Genomic DNA, 24227 nt, shown 5'->3' with positions numbered 1-24227 from the left:
TGCATGCCTAACCTGCACGCTGAGCGCACACTCTGCCCCAATGGCGCCTAGGCGCCGTCCCTGTGGAGATAAAGCGGCAAAGCCGCGGGTGCCTTTCCGGCTGAGAGACGCCGCCGCTTATGCGATGGCCCGCGCTTGCCGGTAAAGTCTACACGCAGCGTAGGTGTAACTTTGCGGTATAGCGCCAGGCAAATTATCGCCAACCTGTCACACTTTTGCGGCGTATTAAAAAAGCGAAGGAGTTAGGGATGAAAAAACAGATAGTCGCAGTCGTTGTCGGGGCACTGCTAGCGGCCGGCGCCGTGCAGGCGCAAGGTGAACCGCAGGGATACCAGCTGCAGCAGGTGCTGATCATGAGCCGGCACAATCTACGAGCCCCACTGGCCAATAACGGGAGCGTGCTGGAGCAATCAACAGCCAAAGCCTGGCCGCAGTGGGATGTCCCGGGCGGACAGCTCACCACCAAAGGCGGCGTGCTAGAGGTGTACATGGGGCACTATGTGCGTGAATGGCTGGCGCAGCAGGGGCTTATCAACAGCGGCGAATGTCCTGCCCCCGAGGCGGTGTATGCCTACGCCAACAGCCTGCAGCGCACCGTCGCTACTGCGCAGTTCTTCATTACCGGCGCGTTTCCGGGGTGCGATATCGCGGTGCATCACCAGGATAAGATGGGCACCATGGATCCCACGTTTAATCCGGTGATTACGGATGCCTCTCCGGCGTTTCGCGAACAGGCGCTGAAGGCGATGGAGAGTGAGCGGCAGAAAATGCAGCTGGGCGATAGCTACAGGCTGCTGGCGAAGATCGTAGACTATCAAGACTCCCCGGCATGCAAAGAGAAGCACCTGTGTTCGCTGGCGGACGGAAAGGATCATTTTAGCGCTAACCTGGGGCAGGAGCCGAGCGTCTCCGGGCCGCTGAAGATCGGTAATTCGCTGGTCGATGCATTTACCCTGCAGTATTACCAAGGTTTTCCGGCGGATCAGGTCGCATGGGGCGAGATCAACACCGACGCGCAGTGGCAGCGTCTGTCGCAGCTGAAAAACGGCTATCAAGACAGCCTGTTTACCTCCCCGGCGGTGGCGCGTAACGTCGCCAAGCCGCTGGTAAAATACCTGGATAAGGCGCTGGTGACCGACGCGGCGAAAGCGCCGAAGATAACCCTACTGGTGGGACATGATTCGAATATCGCCTCGCTGCTGACGGCGCTGGATTTCAAACCCTACCGGCTGCATGACCAGTATGAACGTACGCCCATCGGCGGAAAAATCGTATTCCAGCGCTGGCGGGATACGGCAAAAAACCGAGAGATGATGAAGATTGAGTACCTGTATCAAAGCACCCGCCAGCTACGCGATGCCGCGCCCCTGACGCTGGCGTCACCGCCGCAGCGGGTGACGCTTGCGCTCAGCGGCTGTCCGATAGATGCCAACGGCTTTTGTCCGGTCGAACAATTTAATGCGGTGCTTAATCACGCGGCGCAGTAATCTTACACCGATACGGCTCGGGGATGACGCTCAGCGCCCTCCCCGGGCCTGCGACTGGAGAGGTAAAATGCCGCCCGGCGCCCTGTCTCGCACCGGGGTTATCACCTGTCGCCGGAGCGAACATATCAATATCACCGGATGATTTTACAGCGTGATAAAACGGTGAGCGCGCGGATCGGTCAGGGCGTAGGGCGTGTTTAACCATCGGCTCACCTACCGTGATGATGTCACCCACCACACAGGCAGCCCACCGGCGAAGTTAGGTGGCGAAGTCATCGCACGCGTGGCCGCCAGCGCGAAGCTATTGCCTATGCGCCTACAAATCTCAGCGAGAGGAACCCCGCCGTCTAGGTGAATAGTGCTCCAGTATTTTTGGTTCATGTGATAACCAGGAAAATATCTTCTGCCATCGACCAACGTAGAAATATCGTCCGGAGCCATTTTTGCATTGATAATTTCAACCATGCGCTTGTCGATACCGCCCCGCTTTTCGCTCTTTACGCGCAGTATGGCGCCGTACCACTTTCCATTGCCTTCCCATCGGGAGATGACATTATCAGGCGTGCGCGGCCATAAAAATTCCAGCTCGCTGTGATATTTTTCTCTGGTAGACTGAATGATCTCTTTTGCCTGCTCAGTTTTAAACGGATTTGGGGTAGTGATCGGGTAGCTGCGATAACGGCCAACGTTTCTTCACTTTATCACGACGCATCAACGAACGTTTTTGTAACCATGCCTATCCCAACGTAACCATACCGTCTTGTGAACTGTAGAAATATATTGCAATATAAAAATAAATGGTAACCGGAAATCGAAATTATGCTCATCGGTTATGCCCGAGTTTCGACACAGGAACAGGATACTCAGGCTCAGATCTCAGCACTAAAGTCAGCCGTGTGTGAACTGATACGCCAGGAAAGAGCATCGAGCAGACGATGGGATCGCCTCGAGTTACCACGACTTTTGCAACGGTTACGCAGGGATGATCAGGTTATTGTATGGAAATTGGACCGTCTTTCCCGCTATCTGAAGGATTTATTGCTGGCGCAGGAGAAGATTGAAAACATAGGGGATGATTTCCGCAGCATTACCGAAAATATTGACAGATCCTCTCCGGCAGGAAGGATGATGATGCAGATCGCTGGCTCCTTTGCCGTATTTGAACGTGCTATGCTTCGTAAGCGGACAAGAAACGGACTTGCGGCGGCACACCAGGAGGGGCGGACAGATGGACGAGGCCCTAAAAAATCACCCTCCCAGCACCCAAAAAAGATTGTCTCGCTCGTCACATCGGGGCAGAAAACAGGCGCTGATGCTGTCCATCTGTTCCGGGTTCACCCATCAACGATTGGACGTCTTATTGCAAGGCAGCGTTTATTCGGAACATAAAATTCATATCACTGGTATTCCCCTGAATGAGGATAAATAAATGATTGGACCCATATCACAAACAAACGGATTCGGTGGTTTATTAAACGAAGACACCCCCACCTTAATTAACAATGAAGAACTTAAAAATATTATAACACAGTTGGAAGCTGATATAGAGGATGGCTCCTGGCCCCATAAAATTTATTCAAGCACGGATATGAAAATCATGCCCGCATTGGTGGCACAGGCGAACAATAAATTTCCAGAAATGAATCTTAATTTCATTAAATCGCCACAGGATCTTTCTCTAGAAATAAAAAATAAAATAGATAATGGGGCTGAGTCTTCCAAGTTCATAATTAATATGGGGGATAAGGGCATACATTTTAGTGTAATTGATTATAAACATATAAATGGAAAAACATCTCTGATATTGTTTGAGCCAGCAAACTTCAACAGTATGGGGCCAGCGATGTTGGCATTAAGGACAAAAATAGCAATTGAGCGTTATCAATTACCTGATTGCCATTTCTCTATGGTGGAAATGGATATTCAGCGAAGCTCATCTGAATGTGGTATTTTTAGTCTAGCGCTGGCAAAAAAACTTTATACAGAGAGGAATGAATTGTTGAAAATACATGAAGATAATATCAACGGTACATTAACTGATAGTGAAACGCCCCTCCCCCACGATAAGCTGGATCCGTATCTCCCGGTAACTTTTTACAAACATACTCAGGGTAAAAAACGCCTTGATGAATATTTAAATACTAATCCACAGGGAGCGGCTACTGTTATTAACAAAAAAAATGAAACTATCCTTAACAGGTTTGATAAAAATCAATCGATTATAGACGGAAAGGAGCTGTCAGTTTCGGCACATAAAAAGAGAGTGACTGAATATAAAACACTTCTCAAACCATAACGGACTTTGGAAGTCTTAATCAACAAAAGCGCTAAGTTGAAAAATGAAACGGATCTGGGATGAACTGGCTGAACACGGGAGTCTGAGGTTTGACGAATCCCGACAGCTCAAACCAAGCCTGCCAGAAACCACCTGCCATTTTCTGTTCAGCTTAAGTTTTATCAAAACACAGGGTGTTTCCCTTCAACAATTTCTTTTTCATCCTCCTCACGAATCTTACCAACAAAGGCGCCGGTTACCGATCTGATACAATATGAATTCTTCCTCCGTGAGCCTGTCCACCATCGCCGCTGAAGTCATTACGGCATCAGCGGATGCAAAACGGTGCCATCATCAGGCTTGTTCCTGGCATTGAGCAAACGGCTAACGTGGGAGCCAGAGGGAATGACCTCATCAGCCAATACGCATGAGGTCATTCATCAGTATCAGAGATAAATCGGCGGGTGAGCTCAATCGAGCGGCCGTCAAAGAGCACCTTGCCCGGCGGTGCGCCAGACCTCTCTTTCGCCAATCCAGGAGCTTTATGCCATGAGTCAACCGCAGCGCTTCCTTTTCTGAATAGCGGCTGTGACTTTCCGTTAAGGCGTTGGCCTCAGGAGATGAGGGAAATAAATCATATGTATGTTGTAACTAATTAAAGAATCCGACGACAGCGTACAAAGGGTTACATGCCGAAACCATTCCCCCACAGTCGGGGCACGGCCAATCTTCTACCATTATCCTATCGGCCCGCTCTGACTCTGGGTACTCCTATGTTCCGTCACTATCGCTTCGAGCTGTTGATGCTATTGCTCATTCTATGCGCCATCATCGCAGCCTGTTTTTATGTTTAGCTGCATCAGATGACGTGCATAGCGCACCGCCGATTGACTACACTGTCGATAGATAACACGACGATTCACGGAATTAACCATGCGCTTTCCTGCCCTTTTGAGCATTACGCTGTTATTAACTCCCTGGCTACCGCACGCCGCCCTGGCGGATGACGGGCTTACTCCTTATCAGCAGCGACAGCTGTTTTTCGGTCACGACGATCGCGATCGCGTCAGTGAGGTCGCCGACTGGCCATGGAACGCCATCGGTCAGGTCGAAACCGCCAGCGGCAATCTGTGTACCGCAACCCTGATAGCGCCGCGCTGGGCGCTGACGGCGGGTCACTGCCTGCTGGCGCCGCCGGGGAAAATCGATCGCGCCGTCGCGCTACGCTTTATATCTCAGGACGGTAAGTGGCGCTATCAGTCACCTCATCTACAGACGCGGGTCAATCCGCAGCTGTACAAAAAGCTCAAGGCCGACGGCGATGGCTGGATCGTTCCACCGGCGGCGGCGGCGCAGGATTATGGATTGGTGGAAATCACGGCCGGCCCCCTGCCCGATCTGCGTCCGCTGCCGGTATGGCAAGGGACGCAGAAGGCGCTGAGCGCCGCGCTGAAGGCGCAGCGCCGCCAGGTCACCCAGGCCGGCTATCCACAGGATCATCTGGATGTCCTCTATCGCCACCGCGACTGCCTCATCACCGGCTGGGCACAGAGCGGCGTGCTGAGCCACCGCTGCGATACGCTGCCGGGCGACAGCGGATCGCCGCTGCTGATGCGCCAGGCGGCCGGATGGACGCTGGTCGCGATCCAAAGCTCGGCGCCAGCGGCGGAAAACCGGGCGCTGGCCGATAATCGCGCCGTCGCCGTTACCGCGATCAACGCGGGGCTGCAGCGCCTGATGCGCTGATGCACCGAGGCGGCGCGGCTATGGCTGCTCCGCCGCCTCCATCGCCTGCAGGATACGCTTGTCTGACACCGGATAGGGCGTACCCAGCTGCTGGGCAAAATAGCTGACGCGCAGCTCCTCGATCATCCAGCGGATAGCCAGCACCTCCGGCGCCTGATGCCGCACCGACGGTAGACGGTTACGCCACTGCTGCCAGGCCTGCTGTACCTGTTCAACGCGCAGCATCTGAGCCCGATCGCGGTGTGGGTCGATGCCCAGCTTCTCCAGGCGACGTTCGATAGCGTGCAGATAGCGCTCCACATCCGCCAGGCGATCCGCGCCGGTGGCCGTGACAAAGCCCCGGTAGATAAGCCCACCCATCTGCGCCTTGATATCGGAGAGGGCCAGCGCCATCGTCATGTCTACCCGCCCTTTCAGACGCTTATTGATCCCGTTGGCACAGGTCAGAATGCGCTCGACCTGTGCGGCAATCGCGACAACCGTCTCATTCAGCTCGCCGCGCACCCGCTCATGCAGCGCCTCAAATGCCGCGCTCTCCCAGACGGCGCCGCCGTGGCGCGCCACCAGTGTATCCACGCCGCAGGCGATGCAGTCGTCGATCAGCTCCAGCACCTTGCCATAGGGATTAAAATAGAGTCCCAGCTTGGCCTTGTTCGGCAGTTTTTCATGTAGATACTTCACCGGAGATGGAATATTCAGCAGCAGCAGCCGGCGCAGGCCGGTGCGCATCGCCTGTTGCTGTTCCTGTTCGGTCTCAAAGAGCCGGATCGCCACGCTCTCTTTCTCATCCACCAGCGCCGGGTAGGCCTTGATGGCATAGCCGCCGCGCTTTTGCTCATAGCACTGTGGCAGCTGGCCAAAGCTCCACAGATGCAGCCCCGCTTGCTCAAGGCCATCGTCCGCCACCGCCGACAAGGTTTGCTGCACACGATCCTTCAAACGCTGCTTCAGCGCCTCCAGCGACTTACCTTCGGCCAGTGGCCGGTTACGATCGTCCAGCACCCGGAACGTTACGCTCAGGTGATCGGGCAACTGATCCAGCTGCCAGTCATCGCGTGACACCGTCACACCCGTCATGCGGCGCAGCTCACGCTCCATCGACTCCAGCAGCGGCAGCTCAAAGGGCGTCGCACGGGCCAGAAAGGCATCGGCATAGTTGGGCGCCGGCACAAAGTTACGCCGCTGCGGCTTCGGCAGCGACTTGATCAGCGCCATCACCCGCTCACGGCGAATACCGGGGATCTGCCAATCAAAATCGCGATCCTCGATCTGATTCAGGATCGCCAGCGGAATATGCACCGTCACGCCGTCGGCGTCCGCGCCCGGCTCGAACTGATAGGAAAGACGCAGGCGAAAGTTGCCCTGCTGCCAGGCGTTGGGGTAATCCTGCGCGCTGATGCGGGCCGCCCCCTCTTTGATCAGCATCGACTTTTCAAAGTTGAGCAGCTCAGGCTGCGCAGCCCCCGCTTTCTTCCACCAGCTGTCGAAGTGGCGCACCGACACCACCTCTTGACCGATCCGGCGGTCATAAAAAGCAAACAGCGTCTCGTCATCCACCAGAATATCGCGGCGACGCGATTTGTGCTCCAGCTCTTCGACCTCGCTGCGCAGGCGCTGATTGGCGCGCATAAAGGCGTGCTTTGTCTGCCACTCCCCCTGAACCAGGGCATGGCGGATAAACAGCTCTCGGCACAGTAGCGGATCGATACGTCCGTAGTTGACCCGCCGCTCGTTGACGATCGGCAGACCATACAGCGTGACCTTCTCGCTGGCCATCACCGCCCCCTGGCTTTTCTCCCAGTGCGGATCGCTATAGCTGCGCTTAATCAGGTGCTGTGCCAAGGGCTCGATCCACTCCGGATCGATACGGGCAGCGACGCGTCCCCACAGGCGGGAGGTCTCCACCAGCTCCGCCACCATCGCCCACTTGGGCGGCTTCTTAAACAGCGACGAGCCGGGGAAAATGGCGAAACGGGCGTTGCGTGCGCCGGTAAACTCCTGCTTTTCGACATCTTTCTGCCCGATGTGGGAGAGCAGACCGCTCAACAGCGCGCAGTGCAGCGCCCGGTAATCGGCGGGAGTACTGTTAATATGGAATCCCAGCGATTTCACCGACTGACGTAGCTGGGTATAGATATCCTGCCACTCGCGCACCCGCAGATAGTTGAGAAATTCGCTTTTACACAGCCTGCGCAGCTGGTTGGCGGAGAGCGCCTGCTGCTGTTCGCGCAGATAGTTCCACAGATTGACCAGCGCCAGAAAGTCGCTCTCTTTATCGCTGAAGCGACGGTGCTTCTCATCCGCCGCCTGGGGACGATCGGCGGGCCGTTCACGCGGGTCCTGAATCGACAGCCCGGCGGCGATCACCATCACCTCGCGCAGGGCGCCGTTGCGCTCCCCTTCGATCACCATGCGCGCCAGACGCGGATCGATGGGCAGCTGCGCCAGCTGACGTCCCAGCGCGGTCAGTTGCTGGTGTCCACGCGCATTGACAGTGACCGCGCCCAGCTCCTCCAGCAGGCGCACCCCATCCTGAATATTGCGCTTGTCCGGCGCCTCGACAAAGGGGAAGGCGGCAATATCGCCCAGCCCCAGCGCCGTCATCTGCAGGATCACCGACGCGAGATTGGTGCGCAGGATCTCCGGATCGGTAAAGGCGGGACGCGACAGGAAGTCCTGTTCATCGTACAGCCGGATACAGATCCCGTCGGAGACACGGCCGCAGCGCCCTTTACGCTGATTGGCCGACGCCTGGGATATCGGCTCAATCGGCAGCCGCTGAACCTTGGTGCGATAGCTGTAGCGACTGATGCGCGCCGTACCGGGATCGATAACATATTTGATCCCCGGCACCGTCAGCGAGGTCTCCGCCACGTTGGTCGCCAGCACAATACGCCGCCCGCTATGGGCGTGAAAGACCCGGTTCTGCTCGGCGGCGGACAGGCGAGCATACAGCGGCAGCACCTCGGTATGGGGGAGTTCAAGGCGGTTCAGCGCATCAGCGGTATCGCAGATCTCACGCTCACCGCTCATAAAGATCAGAATATCGCCCGGCGCCTCATGGCGCAGCTCATCCACCGCATCGATAATCGCCTGGGTCTGATCGCGATCGCCTTCACCATCGGCGATAGGCCGGTAGCGCACCTCAACCGGATAGGTACGTCCGGACACCTCGACGATCGGCGCATTATTGAAGTGGCGGGAGAAACGCTGCGGATCAATGGTCGCCGAGGTGATGATCACCTTGAGGTCAGGACGCCTGGGCAGCAGCTGGCGCAGATAGCCCAGGATAAAGTCGATGTTCAGGCTGCGTTCGTGGGCCTCATCGATGATCAGCGTGTCATACTGCATCAGCAGGCGGTCCTGCTGGATCTCCGCCAGCAGGATCCCGTCGGTCATCAGCTTGACCAGCGTGTTGTCGCCGACCCGATCGCTAAAGCGTACCTTATAGCCCACGCAGCTGCCCAGCGGGGTATCCAGCTCATGGGCGATACGCTCTGCCACCGAACGGGCAGCCAGGCGGCGCGGCTGACTGTGACCAATCATCCCGCGCACCCCGCGCCCCAGCGCCAGACACATTTTGGGCAGCTGGGTCGTTTTACCGGACCCGGTCTCCCCGGCGACAATCACCACCTGATTATCGCGGATCGCCGCCAGCAGCGCCTCGCTCTTCTGGCTGACCGGCAGCCCCGGCGGATAGCTAATCGTCGGACAGACGGCGCGCCGGTTGGCCGTCGCCTGACGCGCCCGGGCGATCTCCTCCGCCAGCGTCGCGGCGGTCGCCTGCAGGGTATCGGGTTGGGTGATCTTATTGGCGCCCTGGAGACGGCGCATCAAACGCTGGCGATCGCGCAGCATGACATCATCAAGCTGGTCGGCCAGCGCACCAAGCGGGGATTTCACGTTCAGAATTCCTTGGAAAGGCGCCGGTGCGATACGCATTCGCCCGGCGCGGCAGTTGATATCCTGTTATCTCCCTATCTTACCACAGACGGGCACGGGGTCAGAGTGTGACAGGGCGCGCACTTTACCCCCGACCTCCGGCGCTGATCACGGCTTGCGCAGCCACATGCCGTTAATGCCCTGCACGTAGTCGCCGGGCCGAGCGCGGGCCACCAGCTTTTCGCCCGCCAGGCGCGCCACGCTGTCGCGACTGACGCCGTTGCTCTGCGCCAGCGCCTGATAGCTTTCCGCCCGCCCCCGGTTGACCCGCGCCACCAGCGCCAGCGTCTCGGCGTCCTGACTGCGGGCGGCCAGATAGCCGCTGAGGGTCTCCCCGACCCGCCCGCTAGCACGGGCCTCATCCAGCGTTACCGCCCGCAGCGGCAGGCTCAGTGCCAGCGCAGCGCAAAACAGCAGAATCCGATAACGTTTCACCCCTCCTCCTTAGAACAGCCCAGGCTTGGACTTCAGCAGGGTTTCAACCTCTTTATCCAGCGTAATGTGAATGTCATGCTCAATCTTCACGTTCATATTGATGGTGATAGGCTGGGTGGGCGCCGCGACCTCGATGCGCGGCGTACATCCCGTGGCCCACAGCGCCAGCAGCAACGCCGGCAGCGCAAAATTACGGTTACTCATGCTGACTCCTCGTTGCCCGGGAGAGGCGGGACTGCAGCCACTCCTGTACGTTATCGCCGAAGCGCAGGCTGCGCCACAGCTGGAATACATTCTCCTGCTGGCGGTAGTTGAGTTCGATAACCCGCCGATGGTCCTTCTGTCGATTAATGCCGTACAGCGTCGCATCCAGCGTCAGCTCCCCCAGATTACTGAGATCGATCCAGGTGTGGGAGCGCCCCACCTCCAGATAGCGCAGCCAGTCAAGGGCCGCCCCGCCGATGGGGTTATTGCTGACGATGGCATCCACCATATCCTTGTCCAGACGCAGCGTGACGGGACGGGCGTTACCCAGCCAGCCGCGGTGAATAATCCACTGCGGATTATGCAGATAAAGCGGCAGCTCGCCATCCACCTTGCCCGACAGGGCAAACTGCTTCACCTTCAGCGCGGTGATCAGCTCACTCAGCTCAATATCATGCAGCCGCAGCAGCGTGGGCTGATGCTGCGGCAGACGCAGACTGGAAAAACCGGCCTCGCCCCCCAGCATGTCGGTCGTCACGTCGCTCAGGGTCAGCGGGTAGGTCTCGTCGTATGGGTAATAGCCCTGCAGATCGGCGCGGATCTTCCGCAGATCGAACTGATTGACCAGTCGATCGACGCGCAGAGTGACCGGCGTATGCGGGCCGAGCTGCCAGCGACTGTCGTGCAGCCGATAAGGCAGCGTCAGATCCATACCGTCTACCGTGCCATCCTTTAACCACAGACCAACGCCCTTAGCCTGCAGATGCCCCCCGGCGACAAAGCCCTGGCCGCGCGCCGCCGAAAAGGCCGCCTGGGCATGGAATCGTCCCTCGCGCAGGCGTACCCCCAGCGACGGCGTCAGCAGCGGCTGAAAGACCGTGACCGGCTGGCTGGCCCACCAGGCTTGGCCGCGCAGACGCGCACCATCCCAACGTCCATCCAGCCGGATCGGACCGATGGCGCCAGCGCGCAGATCGCCGCGCAGCTGCATCGCCGCCGGCGATTCACCCTGCGCCGTCAGCTGGAGACGCGGCGTGGGCAGATAGCCGCCGTGGGTAAAGTCAATCCGCTGGGCGGCAAGGGCAAATCCGGCGCGGAATGCCGCATGCTGTGACGCCCGCAGCCACATCAGCGGCTGGGTCAGGGTCAGACGCGGGCGGATGACCCGCGCCAGCCCATAGGTCAGGCGATCGAAGCCGGCGGAGAGATAGTCCAGGTGCAGCGCATCATCCTGCCAGGCGCCCTGCCCGCTAACGTCCCAGCGCGCCCGCAGCGGCGGCATCTGCCCTTTTCCCCAATAGCGCCAGCGCCAAAGCCCCTTATCGGGGCGAAACGCCTCGGCCTGGCCGTCCAGGTGCAGCTGCCCCTGACCCCAGTAGCGGTGGCTGACGCGCAGAATGGCCTGGAGACGCCCGCTGACGCCGTCGCGGCTGATACGCACCCCCGCCAGCGGCCAGCGCACCTCCTGCAGGGTGGTCTGGTCATCGGTTTTACCCCAGATACGCAGCAGCGCGCCGGGCAGCAGCCTCAGGGAGGGATCCCCGGGCGTACCGCTGACCTGCGCATCGAGGGCGGCGGAAAACGACAGACCGCCATGATTCGCCAAGCCGTTCAGGCGCAGGGGAAAAGCCCGCGCCTGAAAATCCAGCCGCCCCGGCCCCAGCTGCATCACCATGTTGGCCTTTCCCTGCGTCCCCCGCGTCAGCATATTGACCCGTCCCTGCAGCTGGGCATGTCGCCACCCCTGTAACCAATCGCGCAGTTGCAGGTCGATGCCACCCTGCAGCAGCTGAGGCCCATAGGGCCAAAACCACTGCCCGCCGCTGACCGTCAGCGCCCCCTGCAGCTGTTGCCAGGGTAGATCGACCAGCGGACGAGGCTGATCCAGAGCATTGAGCAGCAGGCGCCCTCCCTGTCGCTGCCAGACCAACCGTAGGCGTAGAGGGTGCGGCAGCCCGGACAGGCGAAACTGCGCCTGCAGCAGCCCTCCCGGCGGCACGGTCGCGAGATCCAGCCCCAGCGCTATCTTCCCCTGCAGCTGCAGGGCATCATCGAGCTGCGGCAGTCGCAGCAGCAGCGATCGCACGCTCAGGGCCTGATGCTCCAGCGCCAGATCCAGCTTAAGCTGCTCGCCGTCCAGGCCGATACGCTGGGTGCCGTCCTGATTATTCAGTCGGAGCATCCCGCCGTAGCGCTGCCACGGTAGGATATTGAGACGCCCGATGTTCAGGGTCAGGGGCGGCAGGGAGTGCTGCAGCGAGGCGATCGACGGCATGGAGCCCCCGCTGGGCGCGGCAGAGAGACAGCGGCTGTCCAGATCGACCGTATCGGCATTGAGCTGCCAGTGCGGACGCCGGTAGCTCAGCGCCGCGCCGCGCAGGCTCAGCAGCGGACACGCGGCCAGACGATAGTCCAGCCGCGGCAGCCGCAGGGCGCCGTCGGACCAGTATGGCCGGGCGGGGATAATCACCTCGGCGCCGGCCGGCAGCCAGGGACGCAGCGCCGCAGACAGCCAGTAGGGCGAACTCCACCACGCCGCTACGCCGCCCGACAGTAACACCGCCACGCCTATCGCACCGATATATCGCTTTTTCACTCGCACTCCCTCACTCGCACTCCCCACCCATTACGCCACGGCACCGCACCCTATCATACTTACCAGTTTAGCTAAATGTACCCCGGAGGACAGTGGATTAATCTATTGCCATTCAAGGCGCTAACAGGAAAAAATGATTTACATCACACTTCCCCATCCATTTTGTCCACCTTCTCTATTTTTGCTATGATGATCACAATTTCAGCTGGGGGAATATTTATGAAACTCGCCATCTACAGCACCAAACAATACGACCGAAAATATATTGAGCTGGTAAATAAGCAGTTCGGCTTTGAACTGGAGTTTTTTGACTTTCTGCTGCGCCCACAGACGGTGAAAACCGCCCAGGGGTTCGATGCGGTCTGCATTTTTGTCAACGATGACGGCGGACGCGAAGTGCTGGAGCAGTTGGCCGCCATGGGGATTCGTATCGTCGCCCTGCGCTGCGCCGGCTTTAACAACGTCGATCTGGATGCCGCCAACGCGCTGGGTATCGAAGTGGTTCGCGTACCGGCCTACTCGCCGGAGGCGGTCGCCGAGCATACCGTCGGCATGATGCTGACCCTTAACCGTCGAATTCACCGCGCCTATCAGCGCACCCGCGACGCTAACTTCTCGCTCGAGGGGCTGATCGGGTTCAACATGCATAACCGTACCGCCGGCGTCATCGGCACCGGGAAAATCGGGATCGCCACGATGCGCATCCTCAAGGGATTCGGCATGCGTATCCTGGCATTCGATCCCTATCCCAACCCACAGGCGCTGGAGCTCGGCGCAGAGTATGTCGATCTGAAGACCCTGTATGCCCAGTCCGACGTCATTACCCTGCACTGTCCACTGACGCCGGAGAACCACCATCTGTTAAACCAGGATGCCTTTGCCCAAATGAAAGACGGGGTCATGATCATCAATACCAGCCGCGGCGGCCTGATCGATTCCTGCGCCGCCATCGATGCGCTGAAGCAACAGAAGATCGGCGCCCTGGGCATGGACGTGTACGAAAATGAGCGCGACCTGTTCTTTGAGGACAAGTCCAACGACGTGATCCAGGACGACGTGTTCCGCCGCCTCTCCGCCTGCCATAACGTGCTGTTTACCGGCCACCAGGCTTTCCTGACTGAAGAGGCCTTGACCAGCATCTCGCTGACCACCCTGCAAAACATCGATGATCTGATCCAGCATCGCCACTGCCCGAACCGGCTTACCGCCTGATCGCCACACTCTCCTTGGCGCACAAAAAAACCCGCTGCGGCGGGTTTTTTCGTCCACGATTTGCGGCGGCGGCCTACACCAACTCCTCCTGCGTATAGCGCTGGCGATAGTAGGCGAGACGCTCGTTGAACAGCGCCCGCTGTTTCGCCGTCATGTTTCCCTGTACCTCGGTCGCACTGATATTGCGCCCCTGTGACTCCATCATTGCAATACTGCTGGCCAGAAAATCCATGGTGTTTGTGCTAAACGCAGCCGCCGGCCGGTCGGATACCATCGCCATTCGCACACTCCTCTTTCTGTATTGATGCTGATGCCAATTGCCTGTCAAAATCATCGCCGGCGTCCGTGCTGCGGACTGCTGCGGACGGTGGCGACCGGCGCAGAAAACGCGCCGCACATTGCGCTACGGTGATAGCGGGTTGACGGACATCGTGCCCGTCATCGCCGTTGTCTCGCGGGATTGCCGTACGAATAACAAGTATAGATGAGACAGAGAAAGCTGCCGTGAAAAGCGGGACATCATTGCATTTATTCTACGCTCCGCCCGCGGATACCCCCTCTGGAGAGAGAAACTGATATGAAACGGATCCTGCCCCCCTGCTGTGCACCCTGCTCGGCGCCTGCAGCGCCCCGCCGACGGCGCAGCAGCTGCTGCACCATCGCTATGTTCTGCAGGCGATCGACGGCCATCCCCTCGCGGAGGCTCCCCGCGCGCCGACCCCGGATCTGGAGTTTGGTGAAAGCCTGTGGCTCAGCGCCAGCCTGTGCGGCCAGCTGAGTGGCTGGGCCACCCTGCGGCAGGGCACGCTGCGCATCGCGGCGCCGCAGCGCACGCCGGCGCCCTGCCCCGATCCCGCCTGGCAGCCGACGCAGCGCCGTCTGGAGACGATGCTGCGGCACGGCGCCCGACTCACGCTGCAAGGAGAGACCCTGGAGCTGCGCGATGCGCAGGGATCGGTGCTGCGCTATAGGCTACGCGACTGGATGTAGCGCCTGCCGCACGATCAGTTGGGGCAGCGGCCGCTGATCACCCCCCGCTCCGTACAGCGTTTGCCGTCCGGCAGCTGGCACTGTACCAGCGACGTCCCGTCCAGCTGATGCGCCAGCGCGACCTCGCCGCCGGCCAGCGCGCACCCCTCGCTCAGCGCCGCGCTGGCGGCGATAGGTGAGCGCCCGCCGGCCGTCTGCGCCGCGGGCTCGCTGGCGCAGCCTGATAGCATCACGGCCAGCAGCCCCCCGACCCCCATAGCAACCCCTCTCATGCTCATCACTCCCCTGACATAAAACGTAACGCTTTGCCGCCCAGCCCCGCCGCGCCAGAGCGCCATCGGCACGGGGCAAGCGCGCGGAATCTTTGTTACCATAGCCCCGCAGGCTAAGGATAGCGTGGCATGGGTTTTTACGCCGAATAATGGCGGAAAACAAGCGGGTAGATAACAACGAGAGGTTAGCATGGTCACCGACTTATTGCTGCGCGTCGCCCTGGCGGGGCTACTGGGCGGTTTAATCGGCCTTGAGCGTCAGCTGCGGGCCAAAGAGGCCGGGCTGCGCACCCATATTTTGGTCGGTATCGGCAGCGCACTGTTTATGATCGTCTCCAAGTATGGCTTTGCCGATATTCTCGGGCTCTCCCACGTCGGGCTGGATCCCAGCCGTATCGCCGCGCAGGTCGTCTCCGGCATGGGGTTTCTCGGCGCGGGGACGATTATTATTCAGAAGCAGGCTGTTAAAGGGCTGACGACCGCCGCCGGCATGTGGGTGACGGCCGCGATTGGGCTGGTGATCGGCAGCGGACTGTATGAGATTGGGATTTACGGCACGCTGATGACGCTGATCGTGCTGGAGCTATTCCGCCAGCTGAGCAATCTGCTGCTGGGAGAGCACCACGGCCTGATCATCCATCTGCCGCCGGAAGAGGTCAGCGCGCTGCTGCTGACGCTGCAGCAGCTGAATCTGAAGCCGGAGCGCCTGTCGCTGCGCCAGCGACAGGAGGAGACGCTGTGCGAGATCCGCCTGGAGATCACCCTGCGCCCCCGGCAGCGCGTCGGTGAGCTGTATCAGCAGCTGCAGAAGCTTGACGCCATTCGCTTTCTCGAAATTCGCTGAGCGCCGCCGTCCGCGGCGGGCAGAGCGGTTGCAGAATGTAACTTAATGTGCCGACGTGTGGGAGAATAAATTAATCACCAGCACGCCCCCGACGATCATCGCCATCCCCAGCAGCGCCGCCCAGTCGAGCGCCTGCTGGTACAGCCAGTAGGCGGCCAGCGAGACCAGCACGATGCCCATGCCGGACCAAATCGCATAGGCGACGCCCAGCGGAATGCTCTTCACGACCTGAGAAAGTCCCCAGAAAGCAATGGCATATCCAACCACCACCACCAGGCTCGGGCCGAGTCGGCTGAATCCCTGGGTGGCTTTCAGGGCCGTCGTGGCGATCACCTCGGCGCCGATCGCCATCGCCAGATACAGATATCCGTTCATTTATTCATCCTATTAATATTACCTCTATATGGCGCAATTCTATCCGGCGCCGATGCCGGCGGCAATCCACCCGTGGACACATTCATTCATCACCTGCCGGGACTACCATTTGCCATAAAACTGATAAGACGCTGAAATCGCGTTTGCTAGAATCCTGTTAATAACAACATCGCAATGTGAAGCCAAAGGTAACCTTCATGATCACCATTGACGGTAACAGCGCAGTGGCGTCCGTGGCCTATCGGGCCAGCGAAGTCATTGCCATCTATCCGATAACCCCCAGCTCAGGCATGGCCGAACAGGCCTCCGCCTGGTCCGCCGACGGACGCCGCAACGTCTGGGGCGATATTCCACGCGTCGTGGAGATGCAGTCGGAAGGCGGCGCCATCGCCGCCGTACACGGCGCGCTGCAGACGGGGACGCTGGCCACCAGCTTTACCTCATCCCAGGGGCTGCTGCTGATGATCCCCACCCTGTATAAGCTGGCCGGCGAATTAACCCCCTTCGTTCTGCACGTCGCCGCGCGCACCGTCGCCACCCATGCGCTCTCCATTTTTGGCGACCACTCTGACGTCATGGCGGTGCGCCAGACCGGCTGCGCCATGCTGTGCGCCGCCAGCGTGCAGGAGGCTCAGGATTTCGCCCTGATAGCCCATATCGCCTCCCTCAACAGCCGTCTGCCGTTTATCCACTTCTTCGACGGTTTCCGCACCTCGCACGAAATCAACAAAATCGTGCCGCTGGCCGACGACACGCTGCAGAACCTGCTGCCGGCGCAGGCCATTGCCGCCCACCGCGCCCACGCGCTGACTCCAGAGCACCCGGTGATCCGCGGGACCTCTGCCAACCCGGACACCTATTTTCAGGCCCGGGAGGCCAGCAACCCGTGGTACGACGCCGCCTGTGATCACGTGACCGACGCCATGCAGGCCTTCGCCAACCAGTGCGGACGCCGCTACCAGCCGTTTGAATACGATGGCGATCCTGACGCCACTCGGGTCATCGTAGCGATGGGCTCCGCCTGCGGCACCTGCGCTGAGGTGTGCGACATGCTGCGCGCGCGCGGGGAGAAGGTGGGCGTACTGAAGGTGCGGCTGTACCGTCCCTTCTCCGCCCGCCATCTGCTCGCTGCGCTCCCCCTCTCGGCGCAGCGCATCGCGGTGCTCGACCGTACCAAAGAGCCGGGCGCGCTGGGTGAGCCGCTGTATCTGGACGTCATCGCCGCGCTAGCGCAGGCGGTCAGCAGCGGCGAGCGCGCCGCGCTGCCGCTCACCATCGGCGGGCGCTACGGCCTTTCCAGCAAGGAGTTTGGCCCCGACTGCGCCCTGGCGGTGTTTGAGGCGCTGGAGAGCCCGCGGCCCCGGCCCCGTTTTACCGTCGGCATCAACGACGACGTGACCCACCTCTCCCTGCCGCGCCGGACGGATGTCCACCCGGTGAGCAACCGGCTGGAGGCGCTGTTTTACGGGCTGGGCAGCGACGGCACCGTCTCGGCGGCGAAGAACAACATCAAGATTATCGGTAACAGCACGCCGCTGCATGCCCAGGGCTACTTTGTCTATGACTCCAAAAAGGCCGGCGGCCTGACCGTTTCACACCTGCGAGTGCGGGAGACGCCCATTCACTCCGCCTACCTGGTGGAGCAGGCCGACTTTATCGGCTGCCATCAGTGGCAGTTCATTGAACGCTATCAGATGGTCGAACGCCTGCGCCCGGGGGGATCTTCCTGCTAAATACCCCCTATGCCGCAGACGAGGTCTGGGCGCGGCTGCCCCAGGAGGTGCAGGCGCTGCTCAACGCACGTCAGGCCAAGCTCTACATCATCAACGCCGCCCGTATCGCCCGCGAGTGTCGGCTCGGCGCCCGCATCAACACCGTCATGCAGATGGCCTTCCTGCACCTCAGCGACCTGATCCCCAACGGCGGCGCCCTGCCGCTGTTGCAGGATGCCATCGCCCGCAGCTATGCCAATAAAGGACAGGAGATCGTCGAGCGCAACTGGCAGGCGCTGGGGGCGGTCGAGGGCGCGCTGCACGCCGTTCCCCTGCGTCCGGTCGACGCCACAAGCCCTCGCCGGCCGCCGATCGTCGCCGACCAGGCGCCGGACTTTGTCAAAACCGTTACCGCCACCATGCTGGCCGGGCTGGGCGACAACCTGCCGGTCTCCGCCTTCCCGCCAGACGGCACCTGGCCCATCGGCACCACCCGCTGGGAGAAGCGCAATATCGCCGAGGCCATTCCCATCTGGCAGCCCGCCCTCTGCACCCAGTGTAACCACTGCGTCGCCGCCTGCCCCCACGCGGCGATCCGCGCCAAGGTGGTCGCGCCGGCGGCGCTGGAGCACGCGCCGGCCACGCTGGAGAGCCTGGAGGTCCGCGCCCGCGATCTGCGCGGCGAGCGCTATGTGCTGCAGGTGGCGCCGGAAGACTGCACCGGCTGCAACCTGTGCGTGACGGTCTGCCCGGCGGCGGATCGTCAGGATCCCAGCGTCAAGGCCATCAATATGCAGCCGCGTCTGGCGCATCTGGCGCGGGAAAAGGCGCATTACGACGCGTTTCTGGCCCTGCCGGAGATCGACCGCCGTCGCCTGGAGCGCATCGACATTCGCACCTCGCAGCTGATTTCGCCGCTGTTTGAATACTCCGGCGCCTGCTCCGGCTGCGGTGAAACCCCCTATATCAAGCTGCTGACCCAGCTGTTCGGCAATCGTATGCTGATCGCGAACGCCACCGGCTGCTCCTCCATCTATGGCGGCAACCTCCCCACCAGCCCCTATACCACCGATGCGCAGGGACGGGGGCCAGCCTGGGCCAACTCGCTGTTTGAGGATAACGCCGAGTTTGGCCTCGGCTTCCGCCTGAGCGCCCAGCAGCACCGTCAGCGGGCGCTGCGCCTGCTCCATGCGCTGGCCGGACAGCTGCCGGCGGCGCTGGTCGCGGCGCTGCAGCAGGCGGAGACGCCCACCGAGACCCGCCGTCAGCAGATAGCGACGCTGCGCACGGCCCTGGCGACGCTCGCCGATCCGCAGGCTCAGGCGCTGGCGCAGACGGCCGATGCCCTGGTAGAGCAATCCATCTGGCTGATCGGCGGCGACGGCTGGGCCTACGATATCGGCTTCGGCGGGCTGGATCATGTGCTGAGCCTGAGCGAAAACGTCAACGTTCTGGTCCTGGATACCCAGTGCTACTCCAATACCGGCGGGCAGCAGTCCAAGGCGACGCCGCTGGCGGCGGTCACCAAGTTTGGCGAGCACGGCAAGCGCAAGGCGCGTAAGGATCTCGGCGTCAGCATGATGATGTATGGCCACGTCTACGTCGCCCAAATCTCGCTGGGCGCCCAGTTGAACCAGACCGTCAAGGCGCTGCAGGAGGCCGAATCCTACCCGGGCCCCTCGCTGGTGATCGCCTACAGCCCCTGTGAGGAGCACGGCTACGATCTGGCCGACAGCCATGAGCAGATGAAGCGCCTGACGGCCAATGGATTCTGGCCGCTGTACCGCTTTGATCCGCGCCGCGGCGCCGAGGGGCAGAACGCCCTGGCCCTGGACTCCCGGCCGCCCAGCGGCGATCTGGCGCAAACGCTGCTGGCCGAACAGCGATTCCGTCGGCTGAGCAGCCTGGCGCCGCAGGAGGCGCAGACGCTATACCGCGAGGCAGAGGAGAACCTGCGTCAGCGTTTCGCCCTGCTCAGCCTGCTGGCGGGGAAAACGCCCCCTGCCGCAGAGTAACCCACCGGCGCTGTTCACCGGGCAGCGCCGCTTTACTTTTCGATTACATTTACAACATCGATTATCACTTTGCGCATAGAAAAACTCACGCCGTGTCACAGTGATAATCGTGATACATAATAAAGAAACATTCAGATTAATTAATTTGCCCTGTTATTTTGATGCAACTCATTATTTCCCCATTTTTAGCGCTTTTTTAATCAATTCATAACAAAAACTGTGATACATTGCGCAGCCGTCAGGTTTCCTTGTCGTTAATAAGGGTTTTCCAGTCATTTGTGCACGCGATGTGCATATATCCCAAACATGTTGTCTCCTTTTCGTCTTTGGGTGAGGTCGTTATGAATCGTTTTGTCATTGCCGATGCCAACAACTGCATCGGTTGCCGTAGCTGTGAAGTCGCCTGCGTAATGGCCCACAACCACGGTGAGCATGTTCTCACGGCGGCGCAGTTTCAGCCGCGCATCCACGTAATCCGCCGCGGCGATCGCCGTACCGCGCTGCTGTGCCGTCACTGCGAAGATGCGCCCTGTGCCAACGTCTGCCCCAATGGCGCCATTGAAAAATATAACGACAGCATCCAGGTCAGGCAGGAGAAGTGCATCGGCTGCAAAACCTGCGTCGTCGCCTGCCCGTTTGGCGCCATCGAGGTCATTACCCAGTCCGATCCGCGCAGCAACCATCCTGACAGCGTGCGCGCCAACGCCCATAAGTGCGACCTGTGCGACGAGGTGGCCGATGGCCCCTCCTGCGTTGCCGCCTGTCCCAGCAATGCCCTGCGGCTGATCAGCGAAGTCTCCCTGACCCAGCTGCGGCAGCAGCGTCAGCTGCGCGCCGTGTTCAACGAGCAGGCCGGACGGATGTTTAACGGCAGCGCGGCGGCCGATGCCCGCGGCGCCGCGATCGGCGGCAGCGGCGGTAGCAAGGTGGCGCAGATGCGTCAGACCCCGCCGCGCCAGGATCCGGTCAAGATCGCGCTGGCGATCCGTAAGACCCGCTTCGACGAAATCTACCCGACCTTTGACCGCCCACAGGCGCAGGCGCAGAGCGAACGATGCCTGGCCTGCGGCACCCACAGCGTCTGCGAGTGGACCTGCCCGCTGCATAACCATATTCCGCACTGGATCCGTCTAGTCAAAGAGGGGCGGATCCTCGAGGCCGTCGAACTCTCCCACCAAACCAACTGCCTGCCGGAGGTGACCGGCCGCGTCTGCCCGCAGGATCGCCTGTGCGAGGGCGCCTGTACGCTGGGGAAAGAGTTCGGCGCCATGACCATCGGCAACATTGAACGCTACATCAGCGACAGCGCTTTCGCCCTGGGCTGGCGCCCCGACCTCTCCTATGTCAAGCCGGTCAACCGCCGTGTCGCCATCATCGGCGCAGGCCCCGCCGGACTGGGCTGCGCCGATATTCTCGCCCGTAACGGCATTCAGGCGGTGGTGTTCGATCGCCATCCGGAAATCGGCGGCCTGCTCACCTTCGGCATTCCGGCGTTTAAGCTGGATAAAGCGATCCTGGCGCGACGCCGGGAGATCTTCAGCGATATGGGCATCGAGTTCCGCCTGAACACGGAGGTGGGACGTGATGTCACCCTGGCGCAGCTGCTGTCCGACTTTGACGCCGTGTTCGTCGGCGCCGGCACCTATACCTCCATGCAGGCGGGGATAGAAAACGAGCAGGCACCGGGAGTCTATGATGCCCTGCCGTTCCTGATCGCCAATACCAAACAGGTGATGGGGCTGCCGCACAGCGATGAGGCGCCCTATATCAGCATGGAAGGTAAGCAGGTGGTGGTGCTGGGGGGCGGCGATACCGCCATGGACTGCGTACGCACCTCCATCCGTCAGGGCGCCACCCGGGTAACCTGCGCCTATCGCCGCGACGAGGCCAATATGCCCGGTTCGAAGAAAGAGGTGAAAAACGCGCGTGAAGAGGGCGTCGAGTTCGAGTTTAACGTGCAGCCCCTCTCCATCGCCGTCGACGAGCAGGGCAAGGTCTGCGGGATCCACATGCTGCGCACCGCGCTGGGCGAACCGGACGCCGCCGGGCGCCGCCGTCCCAAGCCTATCCCCGGCTCCGAGTTTCTCATGCCGGCCGATGCGGTGGTGATCGCCTTTGGCTTCACCCCGCACGCCATGCCATGGCTGGAAGCGCAGGGGGTAAAAGTTGACCGTGCCGGGCGTATCATCGCCCGCGTAGACAGCGAGATCCCCTATCAGACCAGCCATCCGCAGATCTTCGCCGGCGGGGATGCGGTACGCGGCGCCGACCTGGTGGTCACCGCCATCGCCGAAGGGCGTCACGCCGCTGCCGGCATGATGCGCTACTTTGGCGTTGAGGCACAGCGTCCGCATATCCGCGTGCAGGATATCGCCTGATCGGCGGGCACGACCGCCTTTTCACGCAGAGGGGCGCGCGTCGAACGCGTCCCCCTGTCCCTCATCGCGACTCAGCGCCGGATGCGCACCAGCAGTCCGGCGGCCAGGATCAGGGCCAGCAGCAGCATTCCCCACTCGCCAAAGCGCAGATGGGTCTGCAGGGCGCCCAGCATCAGCAGCAGCAGTCCTCCCGCCGCCCAGCGCCGTAGGCGGCTCAGCAGCCCCAGCGCCCCCAGGGTTTCGGCCGCGCCGACCGCATACATAAACCACAGCGGGTATCCCCAGCGGGCAAACGCCGCCTGCTCAAACGCCAGCCCTGCCAGCTTCGCCACGCCGGAGGCCAGAAAAATAATCAGCAGTCCCCACGTCAGAATCCGTTGCATGTCTCCTCCTCCCCGTCGCCCAGTTTTGTATTGAATATTACAAAATACAACAACGGCCGCGACGATGCAACATCTGTCGTCCCAGAGGCGCCGCCGCCGCATAATTCCTGCTGGCATTCGCCGCCGTAATCCGTACCATACACGCCACGCCGTCCACGATGACAGCCCCCGATGATTGCGCCGTCGCCCGACGCGCCGCCGCAACCCTTTTGTCTATGCCGGGTAACAGAAACGATGTCAGTGAATCAAGAGATCAGCAAAAAAGAACAGTACAACCTGAACAAGCTGCAGAAGCGCCTGCGCCGCTGCGTCGGTGAAGCCATCGCCGACTTCAATATGATTGAAGAGGGCGATCGGGTGATGGTTTGCCTGTCCGGCGGCAAAGACAGCTATACCATGCTGGAGATCCTGCGCAACCTGCAGCAGAGCGCACCGGTGAGCTTTACCCTGGTCGCGGTCAACCTCGACCAGAAACAGCCCGGCTTCCCGGAGACCGTCCTGCCGGCCTACCTGGAGACCCAGGGCATCGAATACCGCATCGTCGAAGAGAACACCTACGGCATCGTCAAAGAGAAAATTCCGGAGGGTAAAACCACCTGCTCCCTGTGTTCACGCCTGCGCCGCGGCATTCTCTACCGCACCGCCAACGAGCTGCGCTGCAATAAGATCGCGCTGGGCCACCACCGTGACGACATGCTGGAGACCCTATTTCTCAACATGTTCTACGGCGGCAAGCTCAAAGGGATGCCGCCCAAGCTGATGAGCGATGACGGCCAGCATATCGTGATCCGCCCGCTCGCCTACTGCCGCGAAAAGGACATTGAGCGCTTCGCCGCCGCCAAGGCTTTCCCGATCATTCCGTGTAACCTGTGCGGCTCCCAGCCGAACCTGCAGCGCCAGGTGATCAAAGAGATGCTGCGCGACTGGGACAAGCGCTATCCGGGGCGCATCGAAACCATGTTCAGTGCCATGCAGAACGTGGTGCCGTCGCATCTGGCGGACGGCACCCTGTTTGACTTTAAGGGGCTGCAGCAGGGCGGTGAGATCATCGACGGCGGCGATCTGGCCTTCGATCGCCAGACAATTCCGCTGCAGCCGGTCGGCCTGAGCGACGACGACGATCGGCCGCAAACGGACAGCATGCGCCTGGACGTCGTCGAGGTGAAGTGACCTTCCCGGCGGGACATCTGGGCATCCCGCCGCGTTCAGAAATAAAAAAAATGCCGGTAATCACCGGCATATGACGAATTAAATTGTGCTATGCAATAATTCAAAATTAGGAAGTAAGACAATATGGAGCGCAACGCCCATCGCTTGACGTTGCATTCACCTGCGAAATGAAGTTTGCCCTACCTACTTCG

18 protein-coding genes and 1 pseudogene are annotated in these 24227 nt (G+C 60.6%); 10 read left to right on the top strand and 9 right to left on the bottom strand.

Translation table 11 applies throughout. The features are described from left to right. Nucleotides 1-248 precede the first annotated feature (248 nt). Nucleotides 249-1487: a bifunctional glucose-1-phosphatase/inositol phosphatase gene (gene agp, locus QY76_RS11350; protein ID WP_034163399.1), complete on the top strand. Its 1239-nt coding sequence runs from the start codon at nt 249-251 to the stop codon at nt 1485-1487. 213 nt (nt 1488-1700) lie between these two features. Here the strand turns inward: agp and QY76_RS17985 are convergent, their stop codons facing one another. Continuing rightward, a complete protein-coding gene (locus QY76_RS17985; RefSeq protein WP_256379298.1) occupies nt 1701-2105 on the bottom strand; it encodes an MmcQ/YjbR family DNA-binding protein in 405 nt (134 codons plus the stop codon). Between the two features lie 201 nt (nt 2106-2306). Here QY76_RS17985 and QY76_RS11345 point away from each other — a divergent pair, with 201 nt between their 5' ends. The 3 genes from QY76_RS11345 to QY76_RS11335 all read left to right on the top strand — a co-directional run bounded on the left by QY76_RS11345 (nt 2307) and on the right by QY76_RS11335 (nt 5508). After that, nucleotides 2307-2876 (top strand): recombinase family protein, encoded by a 570-nt coding sequence (locus QY76_RS11345; RefSeq protein ID WP_034163398.1) that lies wholly within the window; start codon nt 2307-2309, stop codon nt 2874-2876. 40 nt (nt 2877-2916) lie between these two features. Further along, nucleotides 2917-3783 carry a YopJ/AvrA family T3SS effector serine/threonine acetyltransferase gene (locus tag QY76_RS11340; protein WP_034163397.1) on the top strand — a complete coding sequence of 289 codons (867 nt, stop codon included), beginning with the start codon at nt 2917-2919 and terminating at the stop codon, nt 3781-3783. A 912-nt stretch (nt 3784-4695) separates the two neighbouring features. Then, on the top strand, nt 4696-5508 hold the full coding sequence (locus QY76_RS11335; RefSeq protein WP_034163396.1) for a serine protease: 813 nt from the start codon (nt 4696-4698) through the stop codon (nt 5506-5508). Nucleotides 5509-5526: 18 nt separating this feature from the next. On the opposite strand, the gene hrpA is transcribed toward QY76_RS11335, so the two are convergent. From hrpA to QY76_RS11315, 4 genes are all read right to left on the bottom strand, one after another. Next, the gene (hrpA, locus tag QY76_RS11330) at nt 5527-9411 is read right to left on the bottom strand and encodes an ATP-dependent RNA helicase HrpA (RefSeq protein ID WP_049648929.1); all 3885 of its coding nucleotides are present in this window, start codon (nt 9409-9411) and stop codon (nt 5527-5529) included. Between the two features lie 147 nt (nt 9412-9558). Continuing rightward, nucleotides 9559-9885, bottom strand: a complete 327-nt coding sequence (locus QY76_RS11325; RefSeq protein ID WP_012848608.1) for a YdbL family protein — start codon at nt 9883-9885, stop codon at nt 9559-9561. A gap of 9 nt (nt 9886-9894) precedes the next feature. Then, nucleotides 9895-10089 (bottom strand): YnbE family lipoprotein, encoded by a 195-nt coding sequence (locus QY76_RS11320; RefSeq protein WP_012848609.1) that lies wholly within the window; start codon nt 10087-10089, stop codon nt 9895-9897. Next, on the bottom strand, nt 10082-12685 hold the full coding sequence (locus QY76_RS11315) for a YdbH family protein (protein WP_045428344.1): 2604 nt from the start codon (nt 12683-12685) through the stop codon (nt 10082-10084). The genes QY76_RS11320 and QY76_RS11315 overlap by 8 nt, the downstream gene beginning before the upstream one ends. A gap of 219 nt (nt 12686-12904) precedes the next feature. Between QY76_RS11315 and QY76_RS11310 the strand changes: the two genes are divergently transcribed. After that, nucleotides 12905-13897, top strand: a complete 993-nt coding sequence (locus tag QY76_RS11310) for a 2-hydroxyacid dehydrogenase (RefSeq protein ID WP_045428340.1) — start codon at nt 12905-12907, stop codon at nt 13895-13897. A gap of 73 nt (nt 13898-13970) precedes the next feature. Here QY76_RS11310 and QY76_RS11305 read toward each other — a convergent pair whose 3' ends face one another. Then, a complete protein-coding gene (locus tag QY76_RS11305) occupies nt 13971-14177 on the bottom strand; it encodes a hypothetical protein (RefSeq protein ID WP_015461515.1) in 207 nt (68 codons plus the stop codon). Nucleotides 14178-14494: 317 nt separating this feature from the next. Between QY76_RS11305 and QY76_RS11300 the strand changes: the two genes are divergently transcribed. Beyond that, complete coding sequence (locus tag QY76_RS11300) at nt 14495-14887, top strand: META domain-containing protein (RefSeq protein WP_049648820.1); 393 nt, start codon at nt 14495-14497, stop codon at nt 14885-14887. Between the two features lie 14 nt (nt 14888-14901). Here QY76_RS11300 and QY76_RS11295 read toward each other — a convergent pair whose 3' ends face one another. After that, nucleotides 14902-15159: a DUF333 domain-containing protein gene (locus tag QY76_RS11295; protein ID WP_045428333.1), complete on the bottom strand. Its 258-nt coding sequence runs from the start codon at nt 15157-15159 to the stop codon at nt 14902-14904. Between the two features lie 190 nt (nt 15160-15349). Between QY76_RS11295 and QY76_RS11290 the strand changes: the two genes are divergently transcribed. Next, nucleotides 15350-16003, top strand: coding sequence for an MgtC/SapB family protein (locus QY76_RS11290; protein ID WP_034163391.1), 654 nt, complete (start codon nt 15350-15352; stop codon nt 16001-16003). A gap of 42 nt (nt 16004-16045) precedes the next feature. On the opposite strand, the gene QY76_RS11285 is transcribed toward QY76_RS11290, so the two are convergent. Then, nucleotides 16046-16378 (bottom strand): multidrug efflux SMR transporter, encoded by a 333-nt coding sequence (locus QY76_RS11285; RefSeq protein WP_015461516.1) that lies wholly within the window; start codon nt 16376-16378, stop codon nt 16046-16048. 197 nt (nt 16379-16575) lie between these two features. Here QY76_RS11285 and nifJ point away from each other — a divergent pair. Next, nucleotides 16576-20105: pseudogene (gene nifJ, locus QY76_RS11280) on the top strand (pyruvate:ferredoxin (flavodoxin) oxidoreductase). Between the two features lie 341 nt (nt 20106-20446). After that, nucleotides 20447-22483, top strand: a complete 2037-nt coding sequence (gene aegA / locus QY76_RS11275) for a formate-dependent uric acid utilization protein AegA (protein ID WP_034163389.1) — start codon at nt 20447-20449, stop codon at nt 22481-22483. A gap of 71 nt (nt 22484-22554) precedes the next feature. Here the strand turns inward: aegA and QY76_RS11270 are convergent, their stop codons facing one another. Continuing rightward, a complete protein-coding gene (locus QY76_RS11270; RefSeq protein ID WP_034163388.1) occupies nt 22555-22866 on the bottom strand; it encodes a DoxX family protein in 312 nt (103 codons plus the stop codon). 234 nt (nt 22867-23100) lie between these two features. Here QY76_RS11270 and ttcA point away from each other — a divergent pair, with 234 nt between their 5' ends. Beyond that, entirely contained in the window at nt 23101-24036 is a 936-nt protein-coding gene (gene ttcA, locus QY76_RS11265) for a tRNA 2-thiocytidine(32) synthetase TtcA (protein ID WP_034163387.1), read from the top strand. Nucleotides 24037-24227: the final 191 nt, after the last annotated feature.

This window comes from Edwardsiella sp. EA181011 (genome assembly GCF_000800725.1).
GTDB lineage: Bacteria > Pseudomonadota > Gammaproteobacteria > Enterobacterales > Enterobacteriaceae > Edwardsiella > Edwardsiella anguillarum.
This window is presented reverse-complemented; position numbering and strand designations above follow the sequence as displayed.